The 24,624-nt window shown below is 35.2% G+C and carries 25 protein-coding genes; 4 read left to right on the top strand and 21 right to left on the bottom strand.

Annotation, left to right across the window (positions count from 1 at the left end; translation table 11 throughout):
- Positions 1 to 1,021: 1,021 nt before the first annotated feature.
- Complete coding sequence (locus IPP61_17805; GenBank protein ID MBL0326990.1) at positions 1,022 to 1,654, bottom strand: hypothetical protein; 633 nt, start codon at positions 1,652 to 1,654, stop codon at positions 1,022 to 1,024.
- A 524-nt stretch (positions 1,655 to 2,178) separates the two neighbouring features.
- Between IPP61_17805 and IPP61_17800 the strand changes: the two genes are divergently transcribed.
- The 3 genes from IPP61_17800 (at position 2,179) to IPP61_17790 (ending at position 4,688) form a co-directional block, all read left to right on the top strand.
- A complete protein-coding gene (locus tag IPP61_17800) occupies positions 2,179 to 2,505 on the top strand; it encodes a LytTR family transcriptional regulator DNA-binding domain-containing protein (GenBank protein MBL0326989.1) in 327 nt (108 codons plus the stop codon).
- Positions 2,506 to 2,685: 180 nt separating this feature from the next.
- Positions 2,686 to 3,378 carry a nitroreductase family protein gene (locus IPP61_17795; GenBank protein MBL0326988.1) on the top strand — a complete coding sequence of 231 codons (693 nt, stop codon included), beginning with the start codon at positions 2,686 to 2,688 and terminating at the stop codon, positions 3,376 to 3,378.
- A 113-nt stretch (positions 3,379 to 3,491) separates the two neighbouring features.
- Positions 3,492 to 4,688 carry a hypothetical protein gene (locus IPP61_17790; GenBank protein ID MBL0326987.1) on the top strand — a complete coding sequence of 399 codons (1,197 nt, stop codon included), beginning with the start codon at positions 3,492 to 3,494 and terminating at the stop codon, positions 4,686 to 4,688.
- A gap of 228 nt (positions 4,689 to 4,916) precedes the next feature.
- Here IPP61_17790 and IPP61_17785 read toward each other — a convergent pair whose 3' ends face one another.
- The 4 genes from IPP61_17785 to IPP61_17770 all read right to left on the bottom strand — a co-directional run bounded on the left by IPP61_17785 (position 4,917) and on the right by IPP61_17770 (position 11,293).
- Positions 4,917 to 7,682, bottom strand: a complete 2,766-nt coding sequence (locus tag IPP61_17785; protein MBL0326986.1) for a bifunctional YncE family protein/alkaline phosphatase family protein — start codon at positions 7,680 to 7,682, stop codon at positions 4,917 to 4,919.
- 28 nt (positions 7,683 to 7,710) lie between these two features.
- Complete coding sequence (locus IPP61_17780; protein ID MBL0326985.1) at positions 7,711 to 9,717, bottom strand: TonB-dependent receptor; 2,007 nt, start codon at positions 9,715 to 9,717, stop codon at positions 7,711 to 7,713.
- Positions 9,718 to 10,079: 362 nt separating this feature from the next.
- Positions 10,080 to 10,478 carry an ester cyclase gene (locus tag IPP61_17775; protein ID MBL0326984.1) on the bottom strand — a complete coding sequence of 133 codons (399 nt, stop codon included), beginning with the start codon at positions 10,476 to 10,478 and terminating at the stop codon, positions 10,080 to 10,082.
- Between the two features lie 233 nt (positions 10,479 to 10,711).
- The gene (locus IPP61_17770) at positions 10,712 to 11,293 is read right to left on the bottom strand and encodes a YdeI/OmpD-associated family protein (protein MBL0326983.1); all 582 of its coding nucleotides are present in this window, start codon (positions 11,291 to 11,293) and stop codon (positions 10,712 to 10,714) included.
- A 265-nt stretch (positions 11,294 to 11,558) separates the two neighbouring features.
- Here IPP61_17770 and IPP61_17765 point away from each other — a divergent pair, with 265 nt between their 5' ends.
- Positions 11,559 to 12,650 (top strand): acyltransferase, encoded by a 1,092-nt coding sequence (locus tag IPP61_17765; GenBank protein MBL0326982.1) that lies wholly within the window; start codon positions 11,559 to 11,561, stop codon positions 12,648 to 12,650.
- Between the two features lie 135 nt (positions 12,651 to 12,785).
- Here the strand turns inward: IPP61_17765 and IPP61_17760 are convergent, their stop codons facing one another.
- The 16 genes from IPP61_17760 to IPP61_17685 all read right to left on the bottom strand — a co-directional run bounded on the left by IPP61_17760 (position 12,786) and on the right by IPP61_17685 (position 24,620).
- On the bottom strand, positions 12,786 to 13,460 hold the full coding sequence (locus IPP61_17760) for a DUF4332 domain-containing protein (GenBank protein ID MBL0326981.1): 675 nt from the start codon (positions 13,458 to 13,460) through the stop codon (positions 12,786 to 12,788).
- Between the two features lie 93 nt (positions 13,461 to 13,553).
- The gene (locus tag IPP61_17755) at positions 13,554 to 14,801 is read right to left on the bottom strand and encodes a hypothetical protein (GenBank protein MBL0326980.1); all 1,248 of its coding nucleotides are present in this window, start codon (positions 14,799 to 14,801) and stop codon (positions 13,554 to 13,556) included.
- A 445-nt stretch (positions 14,802 to 15,246) separates the two neighbouring features.
- The gene (locus IPP61_17750; protein MBL0326979.1) at positions 15,247 to 15,501 is read right to left on the bottom strand and encodes a hypothetical protein; all 255 of its coding nucleotides are present in this window, start codon (positions 15,499 to 15,501) and stop codon (positions 15,247 to 15,249) included.
- A 224-nt stretch (positions 15,502 to 15,725) separates the two neighbouring features.
- Positions 15,726 to 17,351 (bottom strand): DUF5597 domain-containing protein, encoded by a 1,626-nt coding sequence (locus IPP61_17745; GenBank protein ID MBL0326978.1) that lies wholly within the window; start codon positions 17,349 to 17,351, stop codon positions 15,726 to 15,728.
- Between the two features lie 219 nt (positions 17,352 to 17,570).
- Positions 17,571 to 17,933 (bottom strand): hypothetical protein, encoded by a 363-nt coding sequence (locus IPP61_17740; protein ID MBL0326977.1) that lies wholly within the window; start codon positions 17,931 to 17,933, stop codon positions 17,571 to 17,573.
- A gap of 105 nt (positions 17,934 to 18,038) precedes the next feature.
- Positions 18,039 to 18,494, bottom strand: a complete 456-nt coding sequence (locus tag IPP61_17735) for a nuclear transport factor 2 family protein (GenBank protein ID MBL0326976.1) — start codon at positions 18,492 to 18,494, stop codon at positions 18,039 to 18,041.
- A gap of 213 nt (positions 18,495 to 18,707) precedes the next feature.
- Entirely contained in the window at positions 18,708 to 18,872 is a 165-nt protein-coding gene (locus IPP61_17730) for a hypothetical protein (protein MBL0326975.1), read from the bottom strand.
- An 11-nt stretch (positions 18,873 to 18,883) separates the two neighbouring features.
- Positions 18,884 to 19,405, bottom strand: coding sequence for a hypothetical protein (locus IPP61_17725; protein ID MBL0326974.1), 522 nt, complete (start codon positions 19,403 to 19,405; stop codon positions 18,884 to 18,886).
- Positions 19,406 to 19,504: 99 nt separating this feature from the next.
- Entirely contained in the window at positions 19,505 to 20,272 is a 768-nt protein-coding gene (locus IPP61_17720; protein MBL0326973.1) for a dihydrofolate reductase family protein, read from the bottom strand.
- Between the two features lie 462 nt (positions 20,273 to 20,734).
- Entirely contained in the window at positions 20,735 to 20,992 is a 258-nt protein-coding gene (locus tag IPP61_17715) for a hypothetical protein (GenBank protein ID MBL0326972.1), read from the bottom strand.
- 187 nt (positions 20,993 to 21,179) lie between these two features.
- Complete coding sequence (locus tag IPP61_17710) at positions 21,180 to 21,506, bottom strand: helix-turn-helix transcriptional regulator (protein MBL0326971.1); 327 nt, start codon at positions 21,504 to 21,506, stop codon at positions 21,180 to 21,182.
- Positions 21,507 to 21,551: 45 nt separating this feature from the next.
- Positions 21,552 to 21,707 carry a hypothetical protein gene (locus tag IPP61_17705; protein MBL0326970.1) on the bottom strand — a complete coding sequence of 52 codons (156 nt, stop codon included), beginning with the start codon at positions 21,705 to 21,707 and terminating at the stop codon, positions 21,552 to 21,554.
- A 274-nt stretch (positions 21,708 to 21,981) separates the two neighbouring features.
- Positions 21,982 to 22,419, bottom strand: a complete 438-nt coding sequence (locus IPP61_17700; protein MBL0326969.1) for a VOC family protein — start codon at positions 22,417 to 22,419, stop codon at positions 21,982 to 21,984.
- Positions 22,420 to 22,699: 280 nt separating this feature from the next.
- The gene (locus IPP61_17695) at positions 22,700 to 23,272 is read right to left on the bottom strand and encodes a hypothetical protein (protein ID MBL0326968.1); all 573 of its coding nucleotides are present in this window, start codon (positions 23,270 to 23,272) and stop codon (positions 22,700 to 22,702) included.
- On the bottom strand, positions 23,269 to 23,592 hold the full coding sequence (locus tag IPP61_17690; GenBank protein ID MBL0326967.1) for a DUF4325 domain-containing protein: 324 nt from the start codon (positions 23,590 to 23,592) through the stop codon (positions 23,269 to 23,271). The genes IPP61_17695 and IPP61_17690 overlap by 4 nt, the downstream gene beginning before the upstream one ends.
- A complete protein-coding gene (locus tag IPP61_17685; protein MBL0326966.1) occupies positions 23,586 to 24,620 on the bottom strand; it encodes a hypothetical protein in 1,035 nt (344 codons plus the stop codon). Before IPP61_17685 ends, IPP61_17690 begins: the two co-directional genes overlap by 7 nt.
- Positions 24,621 to 24,624 lie beyond the last annotated feature (4 nt).

Raw genomic sequence — 24,624 nt, 5'->3', positions numbered from 1 at the left:
TTAAGTTTCAGAAATTTGATGCCTCAAAATTCTACCTTAAAAATTGCCAAAGAAAAAAAATCATTACGAGTGGCTGAAAAAATCACCTGAATAGCTATGAATTGATTTTGAGTTGAGTTTATCAAAATCGACTGTGTGAATTATTTTTAATATCATTTGAAATGTAAAAGGAAGTCAAAATAATATATGATTTAAAAATTTATGAAAGAGGGAATTTTAAATGATTATCCTTCCCATTCTTTAACCTGTAACGTTAGATAATGGCCAACTAAAAATTTATAGTAACTTTAGTTATTAATTATTAAGCTTTTTTTACATTACAGAATTGCAATACTTATTATAAAAAATAAATTAAGTTAAGCCAAACTTAAATATAAAGATTCGATTAATTTGATTGAAATATCTCGACTCTTAAGATTTATTTCAAGTAAAATAAATATTGATTTTATAAAATTGAATTGTTTAAAACTCTTCAAAACTAAAAATGAAGGTTCATTTGTAGCAGTGTAAGATGAAAATCTATTCATTATTGTCTGATAGCTACAAAAGTGCATAAGCGTTTTAATGGTATTCGTTGAGGTTGTTGCCATACCTAATTCGCCAAATTTGATTTAATGTGATTTGATGCCTCAAAATGGAATCTATTAAAAGCATTCAATTTTTCAGGAGGAAAAATAAGCTGAATAGCTAAAATTTGGTATTTAGATGTTTTCAGTTAATTCAAACTCTCTGTAAATGTCCAGTTTGCTTCTGAAATATTGAACTTCGATAAATTTTCACTTTTGAACAATGATTAATTCCGGTTTCTTAGTTTCGGAATTTTTTCGAAAAAGAGGTACAATGTTCCAAAAAAATCAAAAAAAATACTTTTATGCCCCCGGTTAATGCACATAATCTTGTAAAAGTAAAATCCTAAATTAGGTCCCATAAGGGGCAATTGATTCAATAATACGAAAGAACTTCTTTAATTGGACAAAATAATTAGAGAACTAAATCAAATTTGGTTGTCAAAACTTTCATTTTAAGAAACGACCATTTTTTTATTCATTAATAACCAACCGAATAAAAAAATATACCAAATTGCCACAAAAGGTCCAAAATCAATTGAACCAACCTCTGAAGGAGGTTCAGGGAAGAAAATAATATTGTACGTTAATAATAAAAAGGAAAATAACATACCAAGGGTGCTTATTATCTTATTCATTCGTGGTATTTTAAGCATCGATAATGAAAAGAAAAATGTACCCATTGAAATATATATATCCCAGCATAAATCAATTCCAAGCTGTATGGAATTTACTTCTTTAAAAATCCATTTTAATTGTTCCTGTGAAACTCCCAAATCTTCAGAATTCTTAAACCGTTGATGAAATTCCTGAAGCGTTTGTTGTACCACAAGCATCATCGTAACCATTGCTGTGGCCACTATGTTAAAAAGAATAGTTATTCGAAGAATTATTGTGTCATTGAATTTTTTTAAAAAATAATATAACCCTAACGAGGAAAGCATAAAAAAGGGCCCAAATGCAAAAGCAAGAATAATAGCTATTGTATCAATTAATGGTGCAAATGCGGCAAGAAAATATGAGACATAGGCCCCAAATCCACAATAAATAGTTAAGTTTTTCCAATGTTTATTTGAAATAGAATTCATGTTTTATTTAATGTTTTTGATTGTGCAAAAATGAGAATTATAAAAAAACAAGTAAAAAAAATCTCAATGAGTTGCAGCCAAGGTGGGTTTAAATGATAAATTTCTATCTTGAATAGATTTTTATGAATATGCAGAGAAATTAACATTTCTTAGAATTAAGTGGCTAAAAAATAAACTAAGATCAAAACTTATTTTTAAGGAAACTCATTTAACAGATGAAAGCTGAAAATAGAATTCTATATAAACACTTAAAAGAATAATCCTAACACTTCAAGTCCAAATTCTAACCTCTCATTTATAAAAATTTATTTGATATGCTCCTTATTTTCAACTTTGTGTCCAAAATAATGACAAAATGACATTTTTTAAAAAAAACTGACATTCATCTCTATAATAAATTAATTGACCAAGGGTATAATAAGCTAATTATTCTTTGCCTCCAACAATAGGAGCAAAATTGAAGTATTCTCTTACCTTAGATCGATACAATCCCATTTATTATTTATACAGCGTTTAAAAATTATATGAAAATAGTAAAAAGAAATTTCAGACTTCTTCATGAAAAGTTAATCGAAGAGGCAATTGATAACGTAATTATGCTGGAAGCAAACATAAATTATACTGTCTTTTTAATGTCTTCTGGCAAAAAAAGAATTATGTCTTACACTTTGGGAATGTATGGCCTTTTGCTTTCAGATAAATTCTTAAGAGTAAACCGTTCTTGTATCATCAATCAAAACTTTATTTCCAATTTTGATTCTGAAAATAAATTAATGGTTCTAAAAAATGGGACTAATATTAAGGTTTCCAGAAGAAGATTGGATGAAGTAAAAACCAAATTGGTCGTTTAGTTTTTATTGTATTGGTAGTTAATATTCGAGATAATTTTTGAAAATTTATGAGGTGAAAATAAAGAAAATAAGTTAAATCCAATCAGAGTCCATATAAGTCGTTAAATACTTGGACACAAAACTAAGTTAACAATTAATTAGATTTGGGAATCTCAAAACCCCAAAAAACATGGTCATCAGATGAGAAGGAAAAAATTGTTCTTCATTCTATCCAGCATGTTGTTAGTAATGCATTGTATAGAATTGGCAACATTAGCTCTGAATAGTTCCCATCTGCAACTCTGGGAGTTTTATCATGTAACAAATCCTGAAATCCTAAAAAAACTAGCTGAGGCTTGTTTGGGTCAACAAGCGGCCACTACTGCCCAGCAAATGGTAGTTTTTGTGACCCGACAGGATATGCACCGCAAAAGGGCAAGAAAAATTGTGGAGCTGGAAACTCAAAATGTTTTGAAAAATAGCCCAACAGAGAAACAAGCCAAAAGGATTAAAACCTGGAAAATGTATTATGGGTTTGTAATGCCATTTTTATACTCCCGGTTTTTGGGCATTTTGGGCATTTTTAGAAAAATAATGGTAAACCTTATCGGACTTTTTAGAACCATCACCTATCAGGTATCTGAAAACGACATGCGGGTCGTAGTCCATAAAACTTGTGCTTTGGCAGCTCAAACCTTTATACTGGCCATGGCCAATGAAAAATACGACACCTGCCCCATGGAAGGTTTTTATAGTAGAAAAGTAAAAAACATCCTGGATTTAACATTTGGAGCAGAAATAAATATGGTGATTTCTTGCGGAATAAGAGAAGAAAACGGTGTTTGGGGAGATAGAATGAGGTTTTTTTTCGATGAAGTTTATCGGAGAATTTGAAAAGTTAATATTCTATCCAAATTACCGTAAAATTAAAAACTCCGTTTTATCATACTTTTAATGAGATTTTTAAATTTCAATTTGTCTAAATTTGGTTATACAAAAAGTATGACATGAGAAAATTATCCCAATTTATCGTTTTAATTTCTTCGTTTTATTGCTTAAAAAGCTTTGCTCAATCAGCCACCATTCTACCCAATAGAATCGACGTGCCCAATGTGGCAGTTTTGCCTACCTGTGATGCCAACGGCAAAGGCAGGATGGTTTATAATACGAGTGACAACAAAATGTATTTCTGCAACGGAACCGCTTGGACAGACATGACTGTAGGTGGATTTACTCTTCCTTATTCGGGTAGCGGAAGTGTGGTAGCACCCAATATCCTTTTTAACGTTTCGAATTCGGGGAATGGGCGAGCAATAACAGGTGAGACTTCCTCTCCTACTTATGGTACTGGCGTTTATGGTGCATCGACTAATACAGCACCAAGTTCTGCAAATCCTTCTTCAATAGGTGTTTTTGGTATAAATATCAGCCAGAATTCAAATGGAATAGGGATTTATGGACAGCACGATGGTAACGGTAAAGGGATTTATGGAGTTGTAAAAAATAGTGGCATAGGAGTCCATGGGATTGGTTTGCCAGTTTCAAGTGGTGGAAGTGGCTTTGGCATTGGCGTAAAAGGAGAAAGTACTAATAGTTATGGTGTTCAAGGAGTAAGTTTTGCAGCTGATGCAGTCTATGGCACAAGCACATCAGGAGATGGGGTTAAAGGTATTTCTTCATCATTGCATGGCGGGCATTTTGAAACTACCTCGAGCACGAATCCTGCTTTATATGTAATAAATAATTCAACTGGGCCAGCTGCTCAATTCAATGGAGATGTTAATATAAGTAGTGACTTAAGGGTCAATAGTATCACACCGACTACTACCAGTTTAACGGTTAATAGCAATGCAGTTGTTGATGGTACACTAACTGTAAATAATGGCAAAGGAGTTGCTTATAATTTACTTTCATCTTCCAATATGAAAATAGCACATTTTATAACCCCAGAGCCAGCTCCATTCGTTTTGGCGGCACATGCATCCGATACTTTTACGATTAATTTACCTTCAGGATTTACCAGTGCTCCAACAGTTTTGGTGGGTAGCCAATACTTGACTGGTGGAACAACAGGTGAATTATATCGAATTATTTTGGTAATATATAATTGCACTAGCACTCAGTGTACTGGAAAAGTTATTAATACTGACAATGCACCTGTATCTTATTTTGTTCGTTGGAATTTAATAGCCATTGGAAATTAAATATATTAGCAAGGATAAAATTGCCTTTGGAAAAGTGATAAGTTGTTTTTTGACCAATACTTTATTGCACTTAGCTATTTTCTAACAATATAAATATCGTCTTTTTAAATAAATAAAAAGGACTCCCTATGAAAAAACACCCCATCAAGATCCAAAAATCCTGATGGGGTGTATTAATTAACTGATATTTTTTAAACCAAAATTCTATGAGTCAAAGGGGGAAAAGAATCAATTGTTCTTCTCATGTTTATCGTCCTCTGCACGACGTTTCTGCATGGTTTCAGTTTTGTCCAGTTCTTCTGATTCATTAAAGGCTTTCCAGTCAAATTTTTCATCGAATGGATCCAGGGCTTTTTGTGGATCAAATATTCTGATATCAGTCGGTACAGCTCTATAGGGGCTATAGTCGGGTTCATTGGTGAACAAATCACTCAAATCGGCCGCAGAAACATCGTATTGATTGAGATAAGGTATTCCAAATACTTTCCAAAAAGTCTTAAAAATACTTCCAAAACTATAATGTACATGACCAACATAATTCTTTTTGGTATAGGGTGACATCACCATCAGCAAACTACGGTGGGCATCCACATGATCTACGCCTCCTTGCGGGTCGTCTTCTGTCACCACAATCATCATATTTTTCCAGTAAGGTGTGTTGGACAAAAACTCAATTGTTCGGCCTAAAGCCAGATCATTGTCGGCCATATAACTTTCCTGAAATGGCCACCCGGCAGCAGGGCGTTCTTTGGAGCCGTGGTCGTTGGGAAGCTGCAAAGTGATGAGAGAAGGCAGATTACCATTGCTCCATTTTTCTTTAAACTCTCTCATAAATTCATCGGCTCTGAACTGGTCTGGAATGGACATATTGTAGGTAGGGAATGTACGCGAGGACTTATTGAAAAGAGGTGCTGCAATAGGATAATTGATGGTATAAAGTTCCCCCGTATATTTCATAGTACTGTCAGAAAAAGCACCGGCCATTTCAACACCAAATCCGAAATTGAAAAAATCCTTATTGTTTCTTTCCATATGATCCCATAGGGAACCGGCTTCATTGTAGTCTTCAGGATAAATACTGCCTGCTGAACCATAAATTGACCAGTTTCCAGGTGCATTTGATTCTTCTCTCATTCCCTTGCGTCCGCCATAAGAAGCTGCGGTGTTGGTTTCTACCCATTCGTTGGGATAAGTACTGGCGAGCCAGCGGTGTCCATCAGCGGATACATCAGAGTCGCAAAAGAAATTATCTGAGATTGCAAACCTTTTAGCCAATGCATGATGGTTGGGCATGATGTCAGTATGTCGTACTACTGAGTCCATTGCCCTGTTTTTTACTGTGCGATTCAAACCAAAACGAGCCAATTCAGCTTCACCATTTCCTTCTTTCAATTGACCAAAAACTTCATCATAAGTTCTGTTTTCTTTTGAAATAAATACAATATGTTTGATGTTTTCAGACCCTGTCAATGGTTTGGCTGGAATAACCTTACTGGCTTCAGCATTGACCTGGTCAATAGGTGTAAATCTAAAATTATTGTCAATCACTTTTTGGGTTAAGGTTTTCAATTCCAAATCGGTCGGAATATCCATATACGAAACCACACCTTTCATCAGACTTCCAATATAACTTCCTTCTTGTCCGATTTTGAAAGTGGCACCACCATTGGGTCCGCTTCCGTATCCTTTGGCGTTGGCTATCACCAGTTTTTTACCGTCCGGTGTGACTTTTAGTTTGCTAGGGAACCATGCTGTGGGTATGTACCCTTTGATTAGCTGGTCTTTAGTGTCAATTACTGCCACGGCATTGATTCCTGCCAATGCCACAAATAGCCGGCTTTGATCGGGAGAAATGGCAACCCCAAAAGGAATAAAACCCCTAAACTTACCCAACCTGGGCTCAGGGTTCAGCATAAGATTTTGATCAAGTTTTCCGCTTTCTATATCGATGATGGATATACAATCGTTGTTGCCGTTTGAAACATAGATTTTGTCATTGGTGGCTACCAGAGAGTTGGGGCTGCTTCCTCCCACTGCTTCAAAGTCTTCGATTTTTTGTCCCACCAAAAAACCTGTCTTCACTTTTTTAATGTTTTGTAAAGGGTTTACAGTGGTTTTTTTAGTATATCTTGAAATGTTGTAAGTCCAGACAGAAAAGGCCTCATCGGCATTGGGATCACCCAGTGGCTTTACACCTTCAGAGGGATTTCCTTCTTTCATTTCCTTTGACCCATAAATAGAAGAGGGCCATTTGTGAGCTGTGTTTTTCAGATTATTCTTATCAATATCGGTAAAAGGGCTGTATTCAAATACGCCAACATTGGCCACAACCAGATTTTTTTGATTCGGCGTGAGTGCAATGCCAAAAGGGTAGCGGCCCGTTGGAATATTATCCACGATTCGTTTGGTTAATAAATCAATCACCACAATTCTAAAATTTATCTGATCCACCACAAAAAGTAATTTTTCGTCGGCAGACATCACCATATCCCCCAGATAACCGTGGCTGTAATCAACTTTAGTATTTTTTACCGCACAATCAATGGTGCCGAGTTTTTTACCACTGTTGATATTAAAAAGATGTATTTTATTGGTTTCCCCGCCTGATACATAGACAATGGTATTCGTTTTGTTAATGGCCAAACCCATAAAGCAGGCTTCCAAAATTCCGTTGTCGGTTTTAGCTCCTTCGGGCACCTGTATCACCTTTGGGTTGGTTCCATTTAAACCTTTTATAATACTGATTGAGAATGGGTTAATGCCCGAGTTGGAAGTGATCGCCACAGAGCCATCTTTGCTCAATGTCAGTCCATAGGGATGAGGTGCGGTGATAAACTGCCTGCCCATCGGGGTGATGAATCGTCCGTTGGGTAACACACTGACGTTGTTTTTATTGGCCATCGCAGGAAGATTTCCCGCTGGAGGGGTAACCTCATATTGAATTTGAGCCTGAGCTAAAGTACTGATGAAGTGGAAAATAAGAACCTTTTTCATATTTTATTTTATTTAAAATTCAATGTTTTTATAATTTAAAACTTAAGCTCGCCCACAAAGATCTACCCACCTGATAAATGCCGGAACCATGGGTTTTGTATGCTACATTACCCAAATTATTGGCAGAAATATCCAGGGCTATGTTTTTGTAATTATAACCCGTTTGAAAATTAAATACTGCAAATCCTTGGGTGCCCTCGGGACCGATACGATTGTCGGCGATGTCGCCTGCAGCCAATCTTTTTTGAGCTCCGGCGAAAGTAAAGGCTGGCTGAATGTACCAGTCATTTCCAGAATATCTAAGATTAAAATTTCCAAATACTGGTGGAATTCTTCTAAGTGGTTCATTTTTTATTAAATCCTGACCATAGGTGTAACAAAATCCCAAATTGAGAATTAATTTCTTTGAAATTATCGTTTTTGAGTTGTATTCTAATCCTTTAATTAAAGCTTTACCGGTGTTCATTTTGGCATAAACCTGATAAGTTTCTACTTTTTGGCCTTCCAGTTTTTCCCTGGTAATCAGATCAGTAAGGTTATTTTTATAAACCGATAATTGCATGTTATGAATTTCGGAATAATACTTAAGCCCAAACTCCAGTTGTCTGGCAAACTCAGGTTTAAGTGAACCTGAAGGAATCTCATATCTGAAGTCCACAATTCCAAGCGTGCCCAGGTCATCAACATTAGGTGCCCTGAATGATGTATTGAAACTGCCATATGCTGCCCATTTTTTATTGATTTTCTTCAATAAACCGGCATTGTAAACAAAAGCCTGATAATCCATTCTGGAAATTCCCAGTTTTTCATCCGGAATATCCAGCTGTATGGTATTGTATCTAAGACCCAGGTTAAGGAATATACTCCGAATTTGAAATTGATGCAGATTGAAAAGGCTCTGATTCAAATATTCGGAATTGTTGGGATACAGCCCTCTTTTTGGAGTCGTAACACCGACTGTTTCGTCAATGCGGGTACTGTTTACCTGGTCTTTGTAAATTTCATACCCGGTATTTATTGTCCAAAATTTATAAGGAATAGAAACATTATTTACAGAAAATCCCAGTGTTTTAATCCGGTCATTTTCAGTTCTGACCATCGCACTGTTATTTTTTTGTAATGTTCTTTCTTCGGGATTGTCCTGAAAACTTAATGTAAGACCTTGTTTTTTAAGCCAAATTGATTTTTCTTCGTTTTCTACTTTCAGATAACTCAGGTTTCTGATCTGAAACGTCATCTCATTGATTTTGAAATCCTCAAGTTTGACTTTGTGATATACCGGCACATGATTTTGTCTCACTTTTTGGTGTGCCATTATCAAGCTGGTTTTCGATCTTAATTTCCAAACTCCTTTGATATCGTAGGCATATTCCTGATAGCCAGAGGGCGTCTGAATACCAATTCCTTTTCCGCCCACCAAATCACCGAAATCTCTGAAAGAACCTGCTACTAATAATCCCAAATTTTTATGGCTGATGCTGAGAGAACTGTTAATACTTTTCTCCATATTTTGGCTACCATATCGGGTATTGGCTATGAAATCCACCTTTTTATCAAAATTTGGGTCATGAGTGAAAATTTGCAATAGTCCACCAATAGCATCAGAGCCGTATTGTACCGAGCCACCGCCAGAAAGAACTTCCATATGGCTGACCATGAAAGGGTTGATGGTGTTGAGGTATTGATTCGGTCCGTATCTGAAGGTACTATTGTTAAGGCGGATACCATCTATGAGAGTGAGCGTTTGATTTCCGGTAAGTCCACGCAAAAACAATGAGCCGCCACCATGATTGGTTTTTTGAAGCCAGAAAGTGCCGTTGTTTTCGAAGAATTCGGGTAAAGTTCTGAATATCCTGTTTTTCAGGTTCCGGGCACTGATGCTGTGGATACTCGCAGGCGTTTCAAGATTACTTAATTGAGACCGTAAAGCGGAAACGTTAATTTCGGGCAGTAAATGAACTTTGGAACTGTCCTGACCAAGTGCTATTTTACCTATAAAAATATAAATCAGGCTTAAGGTAATGTTTAACTTCATTCAAATCAAATAATAACCCAAAAGTACAATATTTCAGATATTATTTGTTTTGTGCTTATGTTATCATATTGTTTAATTAATGATTAGCTGTGGATATTTATAATAAGATTATGGGTCGATTAGTTATTTTTTTAAGTTTCGCAAAAGCCACAAAGAAGACACAAAATGCACAAAGAAATCTTTTTTTAACCATTAAGAAATTAAGGTCATTAAGATTTTAGGCAAGCACAATTTCAAACTCAGTACTCGCAACCCGCTACCCGGAACTTACCAACTTACCAACTTACCAACTTTCCAACTTAAAATAACATTTCCCTACAACCCATGACCAATTAAGCAAGAAGATAAGCATTTGGTAACCCTCATTTTAATTTCAGCATCATCTGGAAAGCCAGATCCGAAATTAACCATTCTTCTGCGATCTTGTCACCCTCAAAACGAGTTACCACCATCTCGTACCATTTTATCTTTTTATGGGATGCCGGTATTCCTTTTAATGCAGCTTTGTGGGTGCCGGATAATGTTCTTTGCCAGGTGATTAGGTTTTCTGATTGAGCCAGAACCTCGATTTTTACAATTTTTAAGTCAGGAATCGCAGTACGCAATTGTTTGATAAATTGCTTGATAAATGCATGCCCTTTGTGATTCTTATCCCCCGAATGTGCCACATAACTTTCTGAGAAGGCTGAGTCAACTATCTCAGAATTTCCCTGACTCAGGAGTTGGTCGGTAATTTGTTTTAATCGGTCAAATTTTGCCATTTTTAATTTCCCAAAATTGGAGACTTATCAAAAAACCATTATACAATTATTCTTTTATTAGGAAATCCTATTTCATGGTTTCCTCGTCTCTTTGTTTAAATTCAAATTTACCGTTTTTTTAATGAAAATTATCTCTGATCCAGAATTTTAGAATAAAATATTTGTGCTTCAGGATTTTATATTTTTAATGTATCTATTTTCTGAAAAGCAGGATGCTCTACCTAAAAGCCATCTTATCGCAAGTGTTTTGGTTTTTGATTTTGTTCAGCACTATCAACAATTTCCCTGATTCGTTTCTGTCTGGTTTCAGTGGTTCTGGCAAACACAAGCCAGGAAAGTATAATTTTCTTTACAGATTTACTTAAACTCAAAAAGAATTCCATTGCATTGGGTTTTTCGGAGAATTCAGCCTCAAGATCAGCAGGTATGATTAATTCTTCAACTTCATCCAGAATTGTCCAGGAGCCATTTTGTTTTGCAATTTCAATACTTAAAAAACCAGCTTCATTCATTAAGCCATGCTCAATAAGTCTTTCCACTTTGTCTTTGTTGATTTTTGACCAGGTGCTTTTAGATTTTCTTTTACTGAAAAATTGATGCGAGGTTTCCGGGTCTATTTTTATTTTTTTGCTATCTATCCATCCAAAGCAAAGTGCCTCATCAACAGCATTACTCCATGAAATTGAAGCTCTTGGTGAGGATTTATTATAAAAAACAAGCCAAACCGCCTGTTCTGTTTTATGGTTTTCTTCTAACCATTTTCTCCAGGCAACCTGACTTTCAGGATAAAACACTTGGGTTTCTTTTTCCGGCATCTATTCGTTATTTCATTGCAAAAATAATCATGCTTACGATAAAAATCTTCACTAAATGAAAAGCTCCACTTATTATATCATAGGGAATTGGGTGAGGCATATTCGGATTGAGGGCAATATTAATCGTATTAGCCTCCAGGTAACCCAAGCCTATAATGCAGGCTAATATATATACCGGCAAAAATCCTTATCATTTTAGGAAATCCTATCACAATAAAAAACTGTCTGCTATCTTTACATATTAAATATTCTACTTTCATAAGCAATGAAAATCAGGCACCATTTTCTGGATTGGGTAAGGGTTTTGGCCTTCCTGCTTTTGATTTTGTATCATACCGGCATGTTTTTTAATACCTGGGGTTTTCACCTCAAAAATCCGGTCACGTCTTCCGATTTTGAAATATGGATGTCACTCGTGAACCCCTGGCGGCTGTCGCTTTTGTTTTTTGTCTCGGGAGCAGGGGTAAGTTTTGCAACCCGAAACCGTACCTTCGGAGCTTTTGCCAAAGAAAGAATAACCAGGCTTTTGATACCACTACTTTTTGGAATCTTCGTGATTGTACCACCACAAATTTATATTGAGCGACTGGTATCCGAAGGCTATACGGGCACTTACCTCAGTTTTTATTCCAAAGTTTTTGAATTTATTCCATATCCCAAAGGCAACTTCAGCTGGCATCATTTGTGGTTCGTGGTCTATTTGCTGGTATTTTCACTAATAGCTATTCCACTGTTTAAAGTTTTAAAATCAAAACAGCTGCTTACTTCAAAATGGTCCACTGCCCTCATAATTTTGCCTTTGTCTTTAAGCTATTTGTTTTTAAGAGATAAGTGGCCCACAACCCATAACCTCGTTTCCGACTGGTTCAATTTCACTTTCTCATTTTTGATTTTCATTATTGGTTATATATTTGGCAATCAGGAAGATATCTGGAACAGATTGGAGAAGAAAAGATTCCTGAATCTGGGTACAGGCATTTTTCTTATTTTGTTTAGTGTATTTTATGATGCCGTCTTTGGGCCATTGTCAGATAAAATCCTCTGGGTAAAGATTTTCAATTCGGTTTTTAAAATTACTTTTATTTTCTGCACTATTCTGGGGATCATTGGCTTTGCCAAACATTATTTGAACTTCGAAAATGAATTTATCAAATACTGCAACAGAGCCGTATATCCCTTTTATATTTTACACCAAACCGTCATTATTATTTTGGGATATTACTGGCTTAACTGGCAGGTGGCGTTGCTCCTTAAGTTTACGGTCATGGCTTTGTCCACCTTGTTTATTTGTTGGGTTTTGTATCATTTTCTGATCAAAAACTACAAAGTCAGCCGGTTGGTCTTTGGGGTGAAATGATATATATATCCGAATAAATACTTATTCAAGAGCATTTTAGGAAAAAGGCGATTTGATTAAATCGTCAAAAATGTAAAAAGGGTGGGAGGGTATTGCAAAACTTTCCGGAACAAGAAGAAAAACATCACTTTAACCTCAATATTCAATATCCAAAGGTAATTCTCCGGCAGCTGCAATTAATATTTTCACGTCATTGAGACCGATTGAACCTTTAAAAATGTTCTTTTCTTTGATCATCCGGTTTATTCGGTCATGCAAATCTATCGGGTCAGACTTTGAAACTTTATCTACGGTATCTACCCCTAATTCATAAAGCATTTGGGCATAGGTTACTCCAACCCACTTTATTCTTGACAAATCTGCCAATTTGGTTAATGTTAAAAGGTCCTCCATATTAATCCCGGTGGCTTGGGATAGATTTTGTCTGTCAGATTTACTCAGTACTTTGTTGTATAGTTTTTCTGTATTTGAAATGCCAATTTTTTCTAAATTACTTACCGCTCCGGCCCTTATTTCTAAAAAGTCAGCCAATTTATTGGGTTTTGGAAGCGTGCTGTTTAATTCTCTCAACAAAATGGTTAAGTAATCACCGGCAAAAACATCCTGCCTGGTAAATTCACTGAACTTGTCTTTTTTCTTTAGCAGGAGAATCAAGTCCTTTACATTACTGATCCCCAAAGTTTTAAAATAAGCAAATCGTTCCTCCAGATTGTCTTTAAGCATCATCCTGCTTGGCGGTAAATAACCAGATTCTAATTTTAACCGATAATCATCGATGGAAAGTTTTTCTAAGTCAATATAGTAGCCCATTTTTCAATCTGTTTTACATATAAATTTCTTAAATTTTTGAGAAAAAGAAAAATATGCCATGTCGTCATGAAAGATAATATTTTATTTAAAACCTTAAACAGCATTCATCAATAACCTCGTCCAGGTGGATTTGGTCTTTTCAAAGTCGTGAAAATGTTTATGTACATTTTTTCGGTATTTGTCAAATTCAATCAGGATTTTTTCAAATTCATTGGTTTTGAAATAAGCACACAATTTTGGAATGGTAAGCTTTAAGTTTTCTTCCATTAATAACATGGTGGCTTCAAAATTATCCTTATCAGTGATATAAACCAGCAGAGGCTTATATCTGATCCAGCCTATGGTGGCGTTCACAAAACGCATTAGATTTTCATTATTTGTAATTTCAATTGGTTTTAATTCTACCGGTAAAACACCATTTAACAAATTGTTGTACATAGAAAAACCGTCATGAAATGTATAGCAGGGTACTTTTACAACTTTTAAGTTACTTAAAGCGGTACTCATAAAAGTGTCTTCCCCTCTTGCACCCGGTGGATTATAAAAAGGAGGGAACTTTTTGTAATTTTTAAGATTGAAACATAGATTTGCTCCTGAAATAAATTTCATTCCATTGGTTTCCTTTACTTCGTAGGAATCCTGGGTAAGAATTATATTTTCATCCGAATAGTTTACCCCTTTTTGATGAATAATTACCTGTTTCATTTTATCCCAGGTAATGATATCATTGCTGAGAGCCTCAATGAATAGTTTAAAATCATTTTCAGTAAGGATTTCATTGAATTTCATATATGGAATCGGAGAGATATAACCACAATGAAGCCCATGGGTGATATCAGAATCATCATTAAACTTCAGGTGAGTACTTAAAATGCTCTGTCCCATCCACACCAACCTTTCATTTTTATTCTGGTATGTGGCCAATGGATATTCATCATCGTCGATGAAAAGTAACTTATCCATTTTATGCTTAATGGCAAAATAAGTAATGATGTTTCTTTTTTTTGCGTAGCCTTCTCCAAATAGTAACCGACAATCTTCAGCGTTTATCGTATTGTCTGTTTTTGCTAAGATTTCCATTTCATTTAATACCTCGTTGGTGCCATAAAAATGAATTGAGTCAACAAGCTCCAGTAATTCCTTTGGAACATTTTTATAATTGTTGGTATTGGTATTTTTGTATCTTAAATCATAAGCCACAAAAATGTGAATTCTCACGTTTTTGTTCTTAATTAAACCATGCTCCAACCAATTGTTTATATAGGTTTTTAATACACTTTGAAACAGTAACCTTCCTGTTACAAAGCCAATTGCTATATTTTTTACCTTAAGTTCGGTCATTTCTTATCTTAGTTTAATACAGTCCACTTAGTTTATGAAAATATGGCGGCCAACGGCCAATGCTAAATCCTTAATCTTAAAACTATGAAGTCTAAACAGGTATTTGCTTTAAATTTATAATTAGGATTTTAGGGTCAATCGTTTAATATATACAATCTTTTTGCAAATTATTATTTAAAATCCATGCAGACTGTGTGTTTATGAATATATACAAATGTAAGCAATTTGCCTAAGAATGGCAAATATTTAAAAGGGTAATTCCAGTTTATAAGTAATCCAGGAAATAGTATTATTCGATATTTTAGAAAATAAATAAACTTTGGATGTGTAATTATGTAAGGATTTAGTGAAGTGAAATAACCTTGTGCTGCCCCGGGATTTTATCTTATTTTATTATTCTTCATTTTCATTCAAGGTTTATATATTATTTGCATAAAGCAAAATGCTAAATTCCATATTTTTTCGCAAGTTCTTTGCTACATGTTTGTTTATAATCAAAATTGTCGGAAACTTTTATAACACCTCTTAACTTTCTGACTCTAGGACTTAGCTGTTTTTCTTCAATTCTTTTTTGATTTACAGTAACAAATTTGAAATAGTTCTCAACCATTTCTGAGAGACTTTGTCCTTTTTCTTTTGCATAAATCTTTGCAATTTCAATGACTTCTTTTTCTAATGTTAATGTTAATTTCGTGTTCATAATCACGTTTTTATACAAAAATACGAGTATGATTTATAAAAGGCAATACGTGTTGTTTGATTATTAGTTTCCGTAAATATCCATTTGAAAATATTCTACCTAAAAAGCGTCAAATTTATGGCCAATAGATTTTAAACAATTGCTTATTTAGATATTTTAAGATTAAATTTTTAAACTAAAACTTACCTGAATGCTTATACCATCAAAAAAACTTTAACATCAATCTACTCATAATCATACAGTTCCAGCCTCTGGATGGAATAATCTCCGTGACTTATCCGGAGGTGGCGGCCCTGGTGGGTTTGATCGCCATTGAGATGTCTGATTACTTTCCAGTCTCCGTTTTCGAAAACGCCCTCTTCATTTTTTAAAATGCCCACCGTCTTTTCTCTTTTCTTCCAATTTTTGAAAGTTACCACTATACCCGATCCTGCAATATAAAACTCATTTTTACCGGTCTGGATAATCAATGCTCCGCCCGAATCCCATTCCGATTTGGTGGCTCCGGCTTCCCAACCCAGACTGTAGCTGTTTTTAAAAGAAAACTCATAATCACCCAAAACCACGGTGGAAAGTACCTTGTCTTTTTCCAGTAATACGCCATCTATCAGTCCTTGTCCGCGATATTGGGCCAGCATCGGGCTTAGTTGATTGATCAGCTGATACGCTTTTCCTATTTCTTCTTTTTCGGGATTTGATGTCGATTCAATGGAAAAAGGTGAAAAACCAATGGCCTCATAATGTCCGATGGCAAACAAGGACTTGGCCCCAACTGTGACATCAAAACGGTGTTCTGGCACAAATAAGGTATTGTTTTGCCTCACGTAAAGATTGCACCAGTGCTCAAAATCCGGGGTATAAAAGTCGGGAGAAAGGAAATCAATCGCAGGAGCTCCTGCTTTCCAGATGTCCATCAGATGCGGCAAAGGTCCCGCACTGGGGTATTCTCCCGGTATTTTTCCTGCTCTGATTAATGCGGCATTGACAAACATGGGCAAAGGATAAGCAGCCTTTCCTGCCGCCGCCAATTTCCCGGTGAATTTTGCAAAATTCCAGGCCATAAATAATTCGTCGGTGTGGTAACCTTCCCCAAATATCTCGTTCCAATTTCCTTTGGTTTTAAAACCGTTTTTCCGCCATACATTCAAAAATTCTGGCACTAAATTTTCTTTGTTCTTTTTGAGATAATCGGTCAATTCGGCAGGAACGTCTTTCATAAAAAGCTCATTGGCCAGTGGATGGTAATCTCTTGCCGATGGCAACATGCCAATCTCGTTTTCAGGCTGAACCATGATAACCGTTTGGGCCTGAGCGTCAAAGGTTTTTAAATGTTTCATCAAAGCAGTAAAGGCTTTAATGTCGGCCTGAAGATTATTTTCACTAAAAGGCGTCAGTATTTCCTGGCTTTGGCCTTTTTCGTCTTTGGCTCTAGGGTGTTTGGTCTGATTTTGTTTGATCCATGCCGGCAAATGACTCGACATGCTGTTTTTCCAGGAACCAAACCAAAGCAAAACTATCCTGATTTCCTGCTTTCTGGCTTCGACAATGAGCTCATCGAGCAATTTGAAATCAAACTGACCCTCTTTGGGTTCTATGAGTTCCCAATACACCGGAGCCAGAATGGTGTTGAGGTTCATTTGTTTAAGCTTAGGCCATATTGGTTTCATGTATTCCATGCTCGTAAAAGAGGAATTGCCCAGCTCTCCACCCAAAACTATAAATGGCTTGCCTTCTACCACCAGATACTTCTGATTGCCTTTGCTCTCCAGATGTGGAATGTCATTTTGTGCCGAAACCTTGAAGATGGATGCCGATATCAGGATTATCAGACTTATGATTAACTTTTTCATTAATTCAGTTTATTATTTTCTAATCTGTAATTTCAAAGCAACGCTTCATATTGGCCGCTTAGATGGTACAGGGCTCACAATTTACGAATTATTTGATTTGAATGTGAATTTTTGAAATAGCAAACATGGGAAAATATGTAATCAGAATTTCCCATTTGAATGGGAGTAGGAGAGAAGCCTCAGAAACTTTGTTTTGTAAATAGAGCAATCAAAATATATTTACCACTGCTGAAAAACAATACAGACCTGATCATCTCTCAAGGCAAATTCTTTGGCACCCCAGGGGCGAAGCGTTACTACTTTTAGGTTGGGATGAAGATATTCAGGATGCGACTTAGAAACCTTTTCATAAACTTCTTCAATATTTTTGGTGACTATCCTAAACTCAGGATTATGCTCTTTGGCGAGTGGGGCATGTTGAAACAGATAAATGCTCAGGCCATCTTTGTTGAGTACACAAAAAGGTTCTTTGGCACTTAACTCACTGTGACCGATCGCAAATCCCAGACAATCGACGAACATTTTCAGGCCATCGTTGATATTCTGATAATACACATTGGGAACCAGCTGATCGTATTTCATATATTTTCAAATTTTCAAATTACGCAAACTATCGATTTTTCAAATAGGTCTTTTAAATTTTCAAAGGAAGTATTTCCTGATTAAAAAACCGTCTTATTCAAATTACTAAATCCTTTTTATTAATGTGGAGTGCAGGTGTTTTACCTTCCAAAATCTTTTCTGTCTGATTAAGACTGCTGACTCGAGCCATTGAATGTTGGTAGGTTTGCCATCACGGGTGATTGCCGAGCTGAGCCTGTAGCTAACCCATGCCATTTTGCTATTCACTTCGGTATCAATGAAGTCAAAGGAATTGATGCGTTTAAAATCGCCGGCTTTATTGAGGGTGATGGCTTTGAAAACCAAGGTATCTATATTCCAGACCTGCCCATACTCGTAAAACGTGACATCAGGTGTGCAATCCAGCCGGAGGCTGGCAGCATCGCGATTGGACAAATCTTCAAACATTTTTACTATAGCTTGCTGTACCTGTTGCTGTTTTTGGGTAAATGTTGACTGAGCCTGCAAATAGCCCGAAAACAAAATGGCAATAGTATAAAGAAGTATTTTTTTGAATGTCATCGGTTTTAGGTTTGGGCTTATTAGCAAAAATAGGAAGATTATGTGGAAAGCGTGTATTTGTCAATAAAACCTCTTTAATATTTAACCTTTGACAATAAAAGTATAGATGGTTTGAGGATTTGAAATTCTTTCTTATATAGTTTCGGGATTTACTAACGGAACATGCCGAAGACTGAACCATTTCCATACCATGATATTAACATTTTATAAAACTCAGGCAGTTTTATAATTCCTTTTGTTTTCAGGCTTTAGCAATTTAGATTTCGTTTTTAGTTTTTTTCTTTGAAGATATTCACTCAAAGCCTTTTCTTCTAAATTGGTCAAAGTACCCTCGCCACCTATAAAATCAACTTCTAATATTGTTTTCTTACTTACCATCACGATTTTTATTAAAAATATTTATCAATAAGTTTTAATGCCGCATTTGTTTCAATAATCATTACCCGTCCACCAAAATGTGTTGCCCCAAGAGAATTTTCATAATGTTCTACAAGCTGAGTCTTTGAAAGAAAAGAAACATTTCCCTCATGACCTCTCTGAAACGAAACTTTACAGGCAAAAGCAACTAAATTTCCGGCTACACCTGCATACATTTTATTATGACCTTTGTTGAATGGAGCACTTTCTAAAAGATGCATATAAACATGGTCTGCTTTAATTTCGATACAAATCAGTCCTTGAATTATATTTGTATTTCCAACAATTGTCAATTTATAAACCTCCTTTTCAGGTTTCCTAAATTCATCTATCCAATTAAATAACCAACCATTTTTCCTTGAAACAAGTTTCAACTCACTTTTTGCCAGAATAGAAATTTCAGTTGCAAAACTATCTCCTGTAACAACATTTTCAATTGAATTAGTGAGTTTGTCAACTTCAAAATCAAGCCCAATTTTTGCCTTTGTTTTCACACCACAAATTTACTGATTAATGTCCGGTTTTCAATAAGTTTTTATCATTTAAAAGGCTGTAAAACAATCACCTGTGTATTATAAGGAATTTGCCAACATTCAATTTTTAATCACCTCATATCTCAGCCAAATACAACCACTTTCCAGTACTAGTGATTCGATATATCTCAATTGGTTTGGCAAAATGTGGGGTGGATTTATATCCGGCGAGTTAAAGAGCGTTGGTGTTTGAAAACCACCATAAACGGCAGGATTAAACAGAATATTTATTTCATCCAAAAGATTCTCACGAATCAATGCACCGGCGAATTTTCCGCCTGAGGAAGTTAATATACACCTTACATTCAGGACTTTATAAAGTTTATTAAATGCCTCAACCAGATCCACTTTTTCTTTTCCGCTGACGAGATAAGGAATTTCCTCTCTTTGCAAAAAAGCCAGATATTCTGCCGGAGCACTTTGACTGGTCAGATGCAGCATATACGATTCAGGATTATCCTGATAGGCTTTATAGCCATTCCGAAATCTTCCCCGACCATCAACCACAGAAGTCCAGGTGATGCGACCTTCCCGCCGGACAATGCTCTCCGGCAGGTAATCCTTGTAAAGATTTTTGGTGTCACCAGGGAATTCGGGCAATTCTCTGAGTTTATCATTCTCAGCCACCAACATGTTGCTCCCTTCCAGATAGCAATCAATTTTGTGCAAAGATTTTACCTTTTCATCAAAATATTTCCAGTCTTTATCACTGATTGTAAATGGTTTCAATGACTCATCGATGGGGGAAAACATGGTGGTGTTGGGCATCAGGGAAATTCTGCCGTCGATGGATGCCGTCACCTGCAATATCACTTTTGGTCTGCTCAATTTTGCCAGCGTTTTATGATTTCAAAATTACTGAAAATTTCAACTGAGATTAGCTTTTCGACATTTTCTCAACGTCGAAGCCAGATGCAGAGGATTTCCAATCCTCAAAAAGCAAATGTTAATCAATCTCATCTTTTGTGTTACCATAATAATCAACACCAAGTTATTTGTAAACCTAATATCGTAAGCCATGTATTTGAATTTTAAGCAATTATAAGAATTTTCTGGATTTAAAAATACAGGATAATTAATCCTATATTATCTGGCTTCTACTGAGCTTTCGCTCGCAAAGTTCGCAAGCTTGTGCTCCTTTGACTATCGGAACATGTCGAAGAGTGAAAACCAACCAAATATCGATACTCAAAAATTGTAAATCAAGCCAAAGTCCGTCGAGTAATCTTGATATAAAAAGATAGCCTGAGCAAAAAATCAGGGATTAAAAACTTCTGAAAACACTACTAGTTATTTTCTTTTATTAATAAGTTCAGAACGAATTTCATTTAAGTCTTTTGAATTTTTGAAATTAATTATTCCTATAAATATTAATATGAAAAATTTAGAGAAACTTTCTCTAAAACCTTCTTTAACAATAAAATACAAAATAGAAACTATTAAGAGGCCTAATACAATTCTAAAAAATAATTCTAACTGCTTTGTTTTTTTCTCTTCAATTAATAACTCATCCAGAGTGAGCTTTGCGTAATCTTTTTTATTAAACATATTTACTAGATTTAAATTACAGTCTGTTTTTTACAATGGCGTTCAACGTTGACATATTGGCGAAGGTATGGAATTTTAATTTCTAATGTTCAGTTACTTACAAATGTTTAATAGTTTTCCAAAAGGTCAATGACTTCCTACTGCTATGCTCTTGCCAATATGATGTTGGGCGTTCGGCCATCTTTTTCTACGCTAATTTTATCATTTGTTGTTCAAGTTTTACATTGAAGTTTATCTCTGCTTTTAAAGCTTTGAATACTTTTATAATTGTGTCAATTGTCGCACTGTTAGCACTACTTTCAAGCTTTGAAATTTGTGATTTTTGCACACCTACAAGTTCACCAAGTTGTTCTTGTGTCAGGTTTCGTTCTTGTCGAGCCGTTTTTATCATTTTTCCTAAAACGTCCATACGAAGTTCGTATTCGTATTGGTCTCTGTCGGAAGTTCCTGTTTTGCCAATGTACTTGTCCTTCATTTCGGCAAGTGAATAGTATATATTTTCTGTCTTTGCCATTTCTTTATTTTTCTCGTTTATTGTCAAAATATTTCTCTCTAATTTTTACAGCTCTTTCAATTTCGTTGGCTGTTTGTCGAGGTCTTTTTTGGCTGAAGCACAACAACCATATCTATACAATTGCGTAAATATCTCTTTTAGTGCAATTAATATTTTTGATTTAAATAATTTATTTTCAAATACATATCCATTCTTAAGCATTCGTTGTCAATCAATACATTCCAATTTGCAGACCGTGTGTCTAAATTCCTTACGAATATAAAATATGGTTTTTGAAAGGCAATGAATATATGTGGATATTTCTTTTTAGGTATAGCATAGCATACTTAGAAAAAGCAAAGCTCATACCCAATGATAAATCAGGCTTTTTACCGGCTGTATTTTTGTAAAAATGGAATAATCAAAACATTTTTATTTCATTGGCTTCAATCCATTAGGAATTAAAAATCAAAAGGACAGGCAAGGTTTCTCAGGATTATATTTCTCCTTTGTAATTTGAGTCGAAATCTACCATCCATTCGATGCCGTATTTGTCTCTAAACATACCGAAGTATGAACCCCAGGGGCTGTCTTCCATCGGCATTTCGATTTGGTCGCCTGCCGAGAGACCGTTGAACAAATGGTCGGCTTCTTCTCTGCTTTCGGCACTGATTGAGATTTTAGACCTGTTCTCGTTTTCATTGGTTTTGCCCAAAATCTCAGGGACGTCATTGGCCATCAAAACGTTTTTGCCGATGGGTAAGGCAATGTGCATTATTTTATTGGCTTCATGCTCGGGCACAGGAAATTCCTCACTGGCCAGATCTTTGAAACGCATAATTTTTGCGAACTCCCCGCCAAATACCGATTTGTAAAAGTTGAATGCTTCCTCGGCATTGCCATTGAAATTGATATGAGGATTGATAAGTGCCATAGTTTTTTAAAGGTTTAAAAGGTTAATAAATTGGTTTATTGCTTGTTGTAGATGCCTCCGATGTTGGTAAAAGGATAAAATAACAAAATTATTCATGTAACATTGAAATGTTTTAAAACATTCTATGGATTAAAAAAAATGTTTTTTGTGGTGGGAGAATGAATTTCACTATTAACTTATTTGAGGATTTAAAATTCTTTTTTATCTAGATTTGGGATGTCTTGGTGGAACATCCGGAAGGGCGATTTGTGCATGGGCTTGTGAGGTTTGTGTGTATAGGTTATACTGCATTTACTTTAAAGATTAAAATACATAATTCTTTGTCCATTCTGTGATAAGTGACTTCTTCTTCTTTCTTTGTCAGAGCTGGAAATTTAAAGTTTTTTCTTTGAAAATTTCCACCAGTTACAATTGTTCTGTATTGATGTCTTAACGTTTTTACTTTCTCGATTTCGACTTTGAATTTGTCCTTTTGGCAATGGTTAATTAATGTTATTAAAGTATCGAGTTCATTTGAAATTGTCGTGAAGTGATTAATGATAGTATGGCTGTTTGTAATTGAAACTGTGTTCTTTTGAACACATTCTGTAACTGTTTTATTTACTTCTTTAATTGTGCTTTGCAGTCCTTCTATTTTTCTAATAATTACATCCTTTTCGTATCGTTTATTGTGCATGTGTTTTTCAAGGAAAATAGGAATGTAAACAGCTAGAAAAATAGTAACTAGTAAAGTCGCTAAATCAACCAAGTTAATTTTATCTTCAACTGGGAAGGTCGGGTAATAATTATTAATTCCAATGCCCAAGGCTGCACCTGCAAGCACTAATATTAAGGCTATCCAAATTTTCATCATTTGTTATTTGCGTCTTTAATATATTCCTTAATATCGTCAATTAAAAATGGGTCGTCCTCACTTTTAAAATCAATATTGTTTAAAACAATTTTGTGGTCTCTATATTCACGAGCCAAACCACCAAATGCAGATTCTAAAAACGAAGTTGCATAACCTGCCGTATCATCAAGGTCAATAAAAAGCAATTTCTTTTCTGACAATGCTTGTTTGAATTTGGGAAGCAATAGCTTTTTCAAAAATTCTTCTCCAGGAAAGTCTCCTTCAATTTCTTCCCTTACACCAGGCGTTTTTGTGTAATCGTCTGCGATTTTGATTATGATTTTGTCCATCTGTTAGTATTGTTTAATTCCCAATATAGGAATGTTCCGCTAAATTCTATTTTAAGTTTAACATATTCGTCTTTGCTTAAGTCGGCTTTCACATCATTTGAAATAATCTTCAAATTACTATAATAATTTCGTTCTAAACCCTTGAATATTGTTGGCAATCCTTTTCCTCTGTACGGAATTTTTGTGCTAGATAATTTACGACCTGAAATTATTTCTTTCAAAATTTCTCTGTTGTCTGATAAGCCTAATAATGCTGCCGCTTTTGCTTTGAAATCATTCATCTTAGAAGATTTGAAAATACCTACACCCAGATCAATAAATGCAAACGATACATGATTGTCTTCTCGGTCATGATAAACGGTCAGCCACCAAGTTTCGTGTCCTATTTGTTGCGGTTTGGCATGATAGCATGTGTTTGCCATACTTTCCATTAATGCTTTATAAATTCCGGGACAACGACCTTCTTCACCGAAAATTTCTTTTGAAGACCTTTTAATCAATTCAGCCGCAATGCCACCTTCTGCTTTTTTATTTTGTCGTGTTAAAATATAGTTTTTAGGCTCGTTTTCGTTTGCCATATTTTGATTGAAAATACCACTTTCAACAAATATTTTTCTCAGTCGTTCATCTCTTGGGTAATTGCCTTTTATTGAGACTCCATTTACAATCTTCGGGTTTTTAACAAACGAGAGCAGTAAAACAATTGCATCATTTGTTAAATTGGTTACATCCCGAAGGTTAATCATTACATTTTGCTTCCTTTTAAAAAGTGTTTTCAAATCTTCTAAATATTGTAAAACAGCTTCTGTGTTTTCAACGAATGAAAAATTTGGAGGAGCTTTTTTATTTATAAATGTCTCATCAATTCTTTTCTTTTTTCTCTCATCTTTTTTTAGACCAACATTCTTTTTACGTTTTACATTAAGTTTTGCATCAGATTTCAGGCGTTGCTTTAAACTAACGGCTGCCCATTTAGTATTACGCTTTTTATATTCATTTGATGTAAAATATTTCTTCATTAAT

The sequence above is a fragment of the Cytophagaceae bacterium genome, assembly GCA_016722655.1.
Classification (GTDB): Bacteria; Bacteroidota; Bacteroidia; order Cytophagales; family Spirosomataceae; genus Leadbetterella.
Note: the sequence above shows the minus strand (reverse complement) of the source record. Positions and strands in the feature narration are given on the sequence as shown.